Consider the following 4,428-nt stretch of genomic DNA (forward strand, 5'->3'; position numbering starts at 1 on the left):
AGGGAAGGTAGTTTTAGAGGCATTTGACTTTGGAGTCTACAATACGGCTGTGAGGCTTTCTCATCTGCCAATAGTCGCATTCTGGTCCTCGCTAGATTGCCTTGTCATAAAGAAATGTGAAACCCCTTAGGGTGAAAGAGCAAAAAGGGGCGTGAGCCTCAGAAAAGACCTCTATGTTGAAGTGTCCCTCGCGCCACATCTGAATCGTGTTTCTCGTTCTTTTGATTTGCCTCCGTTCGGGTTTCCCTCAAGTTGGGGTTCGGACATACCTCTATTCGCGGTCTACGCCGCACTATGGCAACTTCGTCCCTTGTCAGGGATTTGCCCCAATCCATAGGTCGCACTCGGAGTGCACTCTTTTCCCGGGGTCGGATCCGTGACTCTGATATGGCTCATGTCTCATGAGCATGAAGTAGATGATTCGAAGGAGTTTCCTCGCAGTCGCGACCGTGGCTATCCGCTTGCCACGTCGCTTCGCGACTCTCGCATGGAAGCTCGAGAGTTGCGATCCCGGATTGTATCGAGTGTGGACGTGGACAGACTCCGTGAGGATCCACCTCAGATACGCGGAACCATCCTTGCTGATGGCGCCATACTTGACGGACGATGCCGACTGGCTTACAGTCGGCACCAGTCCCGCATATGCGCACAGGTTCTCGGAATGGCGGAACCTGCGGACGTCGTCTATCTCCGCGAGGATGAGAAGAGCGCCGTAGAATCCGATGCCCGGAACCGTCGAAATGAGCTGGGCATCGCCTCTCCTCTGGAATTCAACCAGCAGCTGTGCATTGATTTCCTCGATTTGTGCCTGGACATACTCGAGGCAGTTCAGGCACGAAGACACTGTTGGAATCTCCAATGAGCGCATCCAGCGGGCGCTTCTCTGGGCGAACGGTGTCTTGAGGTTCTCAGGACGCCGTACTCCTCGTCTGAGGAGTTCGGCGTGGATTCGATTCTTGAGACTTGTAGACTGCTGGACGAGATATGCGCGCTGTCTCACGAGTTGCCTGAGATCGCGCATATCCTTGGGCGGGATCCAGGATCTTGGGATGAGGTTCGCTCGAAGTAGTTGAGCCAGGGTTTCCGCGTCGACCTTGTCGGTCTTGACCCTGGCTTCGGCTATCGCCCGGACCTTCAATGGATGAGCCAGCTGTACCTCGAACCCTCTCTTCTCGATGCCCTCGTAGATGAACTCCCACATGCCCGTCGACTCGATGACGAACTTGGCATCTTTGATGCCAGCTAGGAATACATCCAGGCTCTCATGTGTGGACGGGAACCTCTCGTTAGAGAGGGCCCGTCCTCGTTCATCGATCACGCACGCCTGACAGAATTCTTTATGCACGTCCATTCCTATGTACAGCATGGCCTACTCGCCTCCGATTCGTATTGAGGCACTGGGAATCCAACCTCGTTGCTACGAAATGGCGAGTGGCCTCTTCTACATACCATCCCTATGGGCTTTCCTGTGCTGGAGTAGACAATCTCAATCATGTCCTGCTGCATCCTGAGCCGACCTACTGGGAACGACCCGGTGACGCTGGCTCGAAAGATCGACAAACTCGGGGTGGGAAATTGAGTGTTGGCGTCAGTTTCCTGCTGGCTAACCCTGCGACGACAACAACATCGCACGTAGGCTCCATTATATCAAGAGAGAGAGAGAGAGAGAGAGAGAGACCGAAGTCTCTCGGCCCCCTGCGGTTTTTGCCCCCGCCGCAGGGCCCGGTGAAGGCATCACGACATGGTGATCGAGTCTCTACGGACTGGGACACGCCCGGGAAGATTGTTCACACCGGCGCTATTCTCTCGACGACAACAAATCGCCCAGGGCGCAGCTGATGACGTCGCCCTTCGGGATCCCTCTGAGATACTTGAGCTGCTCGAGCATGTGATTCAACTCGTCAGGGATTTGGACCTTGATCGTGACCATCTCTTGGTATATTGGGCGCCCAACTCTCCAAGTCTGAATCCGTTGCTCGACATCGAGTCCCTTTGAAATGCCACGTCCAGCAGCGGGGATTTGCTCGTTCAACCCCTGGTGTTGCGTTGAGATTCCAGCTTCCAGGAGCTCGCCTGTCATGGGTCCGCTTTCCCGAGCTTCTCCTTGATCGCGTCCCGGATGAAGGTCTCGATGTTGACCCGTCTGATGATCTTCATCTGCCACAATGAGACGTGCAGGTCCTTCGGCATCCGCACCGTCAAGACTGAGAACTGTTGATCCTCCGCCCGGCTCGCCTCCCTTCTGCGAAACGACAACGATGTCCGAGAGAATATAGGCTCGGTTCGAGAACAATGTCGGTGTGACGCTTTCCTTCGGCCGAACCGAAGTGCTACACTCAGGATCCATGTCTGGAAGGTATGCCTTACCCGAAGCGGAGGGGGCAAAAAACCGAGGGGGGCCGAGAGACCCTAGGTCTCTCTCTTCTCTCTCTCTTGAACAATACAGGAAATCCATAGCATACGCATCCGATAGACATGGGGCCAGCAGGAAAACGTCGTATGCTATCATGTTAACCTCTCCAGTTTGCGAGCCAGTGAGGTCTCGGGGCATCTGAAGATCCGTTCGAGGTCGGTCAGGGAGAGGGGCACCTTGACGGTCGGTGTGAAGTTCGACACTCGGGATTCGTACCTGATTACTTTCCGGTCTGCTTTCTTCGTACAACAACAACGAGTGACACATAGTCGCCGATTTCATACTCCGTTTCTTCAACCACGTAGTCTCTTGATTCCAACTGATATTCTCGCTCTTCCTCGATGAATCTCTTCACAGAAGCACGAATCTTCTTGTTGATGCCAGATGTTCTACCGAATAGGAACACAACTGGTACCATGTCAACTCTGAATCGAATCAGGATTTCGGACACCACTTCGTCAGCGGTCATCCTGGAGTTCACGAAAACCGCATAGTCCATGTGCTCGAGGCAGGCGTTCCAGAGGTTCTTGGCTGCCAACTTGTCCGACCAAGTTCCTGCGTACTCTATGTACTCAATCAAGGGCAACATGAACCTCTCAAGCAAACCACTTCCGTAGAAGACGTAGATCCTATTGCCTCGTTCGCCAAAACGGGTTCGAAGCGAACGTCGCAACTCGCCTGCTTTAGGCCCGTAACCCAACAGTTCATGCTTCTTGATGGCCAGGGCCGCAGAAAGGGCACTCAAGTCATCGAGGCCGATTATGTCCTTCAGGCCCTGCAGAAGATACCTGTTTTCCTCCTGAGTTCCTAGTGCAAGCATGTCGTGTCCCGCGAGGTCGGCTCTTGTGAACCCTCCCACTTCCTTTTCGTTCATCTTGACAAGGTTCTTGATTTCTTCAGCATTTCCAGATTCGAGCATTAGATGCGTGTTGTCGGGACCCATGATGTACACATCGCCGATCACAATCGTGCCGGCCCTCACCTTTTTGGCATGGAAGCTACCCGAGCTCTTTGGCGCATACTTGAAAAGATCCCCTTCAATATTGATGCCAAGTCTTGCTGAGATGCCCTTCAGTATGTCGCGAAGGGCCATACATGCTCACACAAGTTTTACCGAGAAATCATGGAAGCAAGTCGGGTCGTCACAATACACCGCAATTGAACCAGGGAGTATCCTACCGACGTTCTCTGTTGACATTATCCTGTCGCATCGGTGGCACTTCAGCGGGGTGCCATTTTCAGCTAGAATCTTGCCTTGTTCGACCCTGTGTCCGGTTGCCACGAGGGCTGCTTCAGAATCTTCCTTTGAGAACGCCATTAAGATGACATCTCTCTTCTTTGGCATCCTTGCACCTGTCCCTACCGCAATAGCTTCGTCCGAAGCATATGCCACGTGATAATAAACTTTGCTCCGTGACTCTTATGCCTCACCCAGGCGTATCACGAACGACCATCCGGGGTGGAATATCAAATAAAGTAGTCCGTATATATACTCATCCCCAGAATCCCTACGGGTCAGCACATATCTTGGATGCGAATCTGCGGGGATCGAGCTGGAGTTGTGAATCCGCGCAGGTGGACCGCCAAACGTTTATGATAGTGCATCGGTATCTCGAGCTGGTGGTTCGGAATGAAAAACGATCAGAGTGGACAGATCCCTTTGACGGCCCTAGTAGTACTCGTGGGCCTGGCAATAATCATCATCGGCCTTGCTATTGTAAACAACGACATCGGGCACGGTCTCATATGGATAGGCACTGGTGCAATGGTTGGTGGGTTTGGAGGGTATGCCTTTTTCAAGCATCCCCTGTTCATCGTTGAAGGAAGTTCGGGGGTAGTGCTGGTCCTGGTCGGGGCACTTATTGAGAGCGTCCTCTAGCGTCTTCATTCCGAACCTCTATGACCTCGTGGCCTATCAGCCACCATTCTGGATGGTTGGACGACGATGGGACTTGGGATTTCCCCCTTCCTCCTCTCGTTCTCGACGTTCTCCAAGACTCTTCGAGTAAAGGGAT

At 53.2% G+C, this 4,428-nt stretch carries 4 protein-coding genes; 1 reads left to right on the forward strand and 3 read right to left on the reverse strand.

Annotated elements, in window-relative coordinates; all coding sequences use genetic code 11:
• Positions 1 to 313: 313 nt before the first annotated feature.
• The 3 genes from KJ653_09725 to KJ653_09735 all read right to left on the reverse strand — a co-directional run bounded on the left by KJ653_09725 (position 314) and on the right by KJ653_09735 (position 3,758).
• Positions 314 to 1,366, reverse strand: a complete 1,053-nt coding sequence (locus tag KJ653_09725) for an IS110 family transposase (GenBank protein MBU0686106.1) — start codon at positions 1,364 to 1,366, stop codon at positions 314 to 316.
• A gap of 1,267 nt (positions 1,367 to 2,633) precedes the next feature.
• Entirely contained in the window at positions 2,634 to 3,506 is an 873-nt protein-coding gene (locus KJ653_09730) for a hypothetical protein (protein ID MBU0686107.1), read from the reverse strand.
• Between the two features lie 6 nt (positions 3,507 to 3,512).
• Positions 3,513 to 3,758, reverse strand: coding sequence for a hypothetical protein (locus KJ653_09735; protein ID MBU0686108.1), 246 nt, complete (start codon positions 3,756 to 3,758; stop codon positions 3,513 to 3,515).
• Between the two features lie 285 nt (positions 3,759 to 4,043).
• On the opposite strand from KJ653_09735, the gene KJ653_09740 reads away from it, so the two are divergent.
• Positions 4,044 to 4,292, forward strand: coding sequence for a hypothetical protein (locus tag KJ653_09740; GenBank protein MBU0686109.1), 249 nt, complete (start codon positions 4,044 to 4,046; stop codon positions 4,290 to 4,292).
• Positions 4,293 to 4,428: the final 136 nt, after the last annotated feature.

This window comes from Candidatus Thermoplasmatota archaeon (assembly GCA_018814355.1).
Taxonomy (GTDB): Archaea; Thermoplasmatota; Thermoplasmata; order UBA10834; family UBA10834; genus COMBO-56-21.

What these genes read in the sequence shown, in the direction of transcription:
- KJ653_09725 (MBU0686106.1), bottom strand. Translation starts at nt 1,366, where the DNA reads ATGCTGTACATAGGAATGGACGTGCATAAAGAATTCTGTCAGGCGTGC.
- KJ653_09730 (MBU0686107.1), bottom strand. Translation starts at nt 3,506, where the DNA reads ATGGCCCTTCGCGACATACTGAAGGGCATCTCAGCAAGACTTGGCATC.
- KJ653_09735 (MBU0686108.1), bottom strand. Translation starts at nt 3,758, where the DNA reads ATGCCAAAGAAGAGAGATGTCATCTTAATGGCGTTCTCAAAGGAAGAT.
- KJ653_09740 (MBU0686109.1), top strand. Translation starts at nt 4,044, where the DNA reads ATGAAAAACGATCAGAGTGGACAGATCCCTTTGACGGCCCTAGTAGTA.